Origin of the sequence: uncultured Cyclobacterium sp. (assembly GCF_963977555.1) — a bacterium.
Taxonomy (GTDB): domain Bacteria; phylum Bacteroidota; class Bacteroidia; order Cytophagales; family Cyclobacteriaceae; genus Cyclobacterium.
In genome coordinates, this window is record NZ_CAXBPD010000045.1 from 1 (window position 1) to 3,479 (window position 3,479).

The 3,479-nt window shown below is 39.8% G+C and carries 2 protein-coding genes; both read right to left on the reverse strand.

Annotation, left to right across the window (positions count from 1 at the left end):
- Positions 1 to 297 precede the first annotated feature (297 nt).
- Positions 298 to 1,569 (reverse strand): D-arabinono-1,4-lactone oxidase, encoded by a 1,272-nt coding sequence (locus AAC073_RS24900; protein ID WP_339926499.1) that lies wholly within the window; start codon positions 1,567 to 1,569, stop codon positions 298 to 300.
- Between the two features lie 162 nt (positions 1,570 to 1,731).
- Positions 1,732 to 2,889 (reverse strand): DUF4221 family protein, encoded by a 1,158-nt coding sequence (locus tag AAC073_RS24905; protein WP_339926500.1) that lies wholly within the window; start codon positions 2,887 to 2,889, stop codon positions 1,732 to 1,734.
- Between the last annotated feature and the right edge of the window lie 590 nt (positions 2,890 to 3,479).

Below are 3,479 nucleotides of genomic sequence, written 5' to 3' on the forward strand. Positions count from 1 at the left end.
CCACTCAATTCACCTAAATCTCCTCTTTTTTATTTTCTAAGCAGACCCTACTTAAATTTTAGGACGAGTCAGGATGTTTACGAAATAATCCCCCTTTTTCCCCCTTTGAAGAAAAGGGGGATTTCGTGCTTACAGGACTTACGAGCGCGTACCTGATTTTACATTTCCTCAGCCCGTTACAATTTCAATAATTCAGCAATAAAGTACCTTTTTGCCGAAACTCCCCCTTGAGAAAGAGGAGTAGCGCCTGTCTCAACAGAATCTTGAGGGGCTCATCTCTTAAAAATCATGTTTATTTCAATAAATATTTGTGGAGAGGAAATGGTTTTTAAATTTCCTTTCAGGGTCATATTTTTTGGTTAATTCAAGAAAATCAGGGTACTTTTCATATTGTTGCTGTAGCGCTTTAGGGTTCATGGTGAAAAGTTTTCCCCAGTGGGGTTTTCCATTGAATGCTGCCAGTGTTCCTTCAATTTTGGGGATCAATTCCATTACTTCATTGACATGAGGCTTCCATGTAAAATGAATGGCTACACTGTCTTGGTGATAACATGGACTCATCCAAAAATCATCCGCAGCAATGGCCCTAATTTCCGAAATAAATAAATGGGGGTAAATTTGCTCATTTAGCGCTTCTAGGGCTAGAATAGCCTCCATGGCATTCTTTCGGGGAACAAAAAATTCAGATTGTAACTCTTCTCCTGCACTCGGATTAAAATCCATTTTAAAATGGGGCAACCTGTCGTACCAAGGTCCTGGCATGCCCATCTGTTCAGAACAGCATTCTGCCGACTGCGCCAGAAAAGGATGAATGTTTTTGGTAGCTGCTGTTGCACCATAGAAATCGGTATCCATTTGAATAGGGTCGCCGGCCACTTTTTGTTTGACCCATACTTCACTTATTTTTTTGTCTCTCCAGTCGGTAAACAAACTTACGCTGTATCCGCTAGACATTATGGCATCAAAATACAATGCTAAACGCTCCAGAGGAAGGTCTAAAAACACATTTTGCTGGACGTCAAAGGTTTCCTGCACTTCAAGGGTTAACTTGGTAATGATACCAAAGGCACCCAAACCTACCACTATTGCATAAAAGTCAGGATCTGATTTGTCCAGGTTTTTCAGCTCACCGTTGGGCATGACCAATTCGATGGCTTGTACCGCAGTTGCCAGGTTCCCATTTTTAACACCCGATCCATGCGTAGCTGTAGCACATGCTCCTGCCACAGTAATATGAGGCAAGGAAGCCAGGTTATGCAAAGCGAAACCTGGCGCGTGTAATTCTTTACAAAAATCACCGTAGCGTGCCCCCGCTTCCACTGTCAAGGTCTTTTTGTCCTTATCCAATCCAAGGACTTTGTTTAATTGCTTGGTAGAAATCTGATTTTTAGAACTGTCTGCAATGTCATTGAAACAATGTTTGGAACCCAGCGCTTTTATCTGATCCAATCGCTTAACCAAGTCCTGAATTTCAGCTATAGTACTTGGTTCATAAAGGTTTTTTGCTTTGAAAGTATAATTCCCAGCCCAGTTTTTCCTCTTCAGACCTAGCGTCTCACTTTCCTCCATAATTTGATTTTTTCCTTTTTTATGTGGGCCACAATTCCATCTGTCGAAGCTAGGCTTGATGTTTTAATAACCTCTTCCTTTTTATTGCAAACCTTTAATATACCCTAAATTCACTAATTTTTTTTCATCAGGTTGCAAAATGCATCAATTGAAACCAATTCTTCATAACTTCTCCGGCTTAAATCCCACAAAGACCATCTTGTCTTCTGAGGGACTATTGTCGGGATGGTTAAGGGAGAGGTAGAGTTTGCCATTGTGGGTAAAATACATGCGGGTATATATGGTATTTAATGGCAGGTCCACTTCCCCTACTTTTTCAAAGTCGCTGTTTATCATGATAACGGAAGGCAATTTATTGTCCCAGTTTCGCTGCTCCCCATCTGGGCCGATATAGTCCACACCTTGGTAAGCCAGGCGGTAGAGGAGCTTGTTTTCTTCATCATAGGCTATCTCTCGGTAGGAGTTTGAAGGAACATAAAAGCTCTCGCTATTTCCACTCTCAGCATGTTCCCAGGGCAGGGCATCTCCAAAGTGCCTGCTTCCTGCTTCCTTTTCAATCAACTCTTCTTTTTCCAAATCATAGATTAAAATATTGTTGTAAAATGGGATACCTAAAACTAAGTAGCGATCTTCAATTAACACATGAGATCCATGACTGAAAAAAGCACCATGAACAAAATCGTTGAAAAACGTGGGTAGCTCCAAAATATGTTGAATCGGTTCGTTTACGCTGTTAGCAATTTTCATAAACATCGTGCCAGACCATATTCCAGGTCCATTATAATCTGTATCCACTTTAGTGAATACGTAAAAATCATCATTGCTTTTATGATAAACCAAAGGCCTTTGTGTATAATACATCTGCACGTAAGGCTTGCCCTTCCTTGATGTATCATCTGTTTTTATAGTCTTTATAACGTTACCTTCAAAATCAGTTACATAAAGCCGTATCCTATAGGTGCTAGCAATAAGTAGGGTAGAGTCTGAAATTACTTCAAAGGCCATAAGTTGCCCTACAGCATTTGGGCCATCCAGGTGGAAACGCACTTTAAAGTCCTCTCCCTTATCAGAAAGTGCATAAAATTCCAAATCATTGGTATTTACATTTACTACCCCTAGATAAGGGACATTGCCTATGTTACAAGTCTTCACATACCTGCTGTATACATCCGATCGGTACCCGATAGGAATTGTCAAAGTATCAGTAGGAACCAAAGTCATTTTCTGGTCAAATTCCCTGGGGGTTGGATTGAGTTCTTTGGCTTCTTTGCAGGAAGCCGAAAGACACAGCAGGAGGACACAAATCAGTATATTTTTCATCTCCAGATTTTATTTCCGACTATTAGGAAGTACATAAATCAGTTCAACACCATAGATTTAAACCTTTGGTTCTTAAACTATATCTAGCATTAAATTTTCAATCCGTTTTAAAACTAAAAAATTAAATTCAAAAAAAAATAAATAGTTTATGTTTATTTTTTCATTTTATGAAAAATAGAACCGATTTCTAACTTTAGCCTTAAAACAAAAATACCAGTGAGGAAATAGTTTGTTATTCCTGTATTAATCCCCCAGCCCTCCGTAGTGGCGGAAAGAGTTGTGGATTGAGAATTTTATTGCTTGATTCCCGGCGGCTGAGCGGAGCCGAAGCCATAGGGCAACGTGTCCGTTATACCTACTCCTTCCGCTCAGGAACCTGTTACCAGCCCGATTAATTGATTATTTATAATTTGGATTATCTAAGCTATATAATCTTCGCAACTCCAAAATAACTGAAGAAGCCTGACAGGCTTCAACAACAATAACCACGGGTGGAACCCGTGGACAACAATATTTTATCAATACACCAACCCCGGAGGCCATATGTTTGCAAGAGGAATAGCATAAGTTTCAGAAAATCATTAGTTTAA

Bases quoted from the DNA above. Each gene is read 5' to 3' on its own strand.
- AAC073_RS24900 (WP_339926499.1), bottom strand. From the start codon at position 1,569: ATGGAGGAAAGTGAGACGCTAGGTCTGAAGAGGAAAAACTGGGCTGGG.
- AAC073_RS24905 (WP_339926500.1), bottom strand. From the start codon at position 2,889: ATGAAAAATATACTGATTTGTGTCCTCCTGCTGTGTCTTTCGGCTTCC.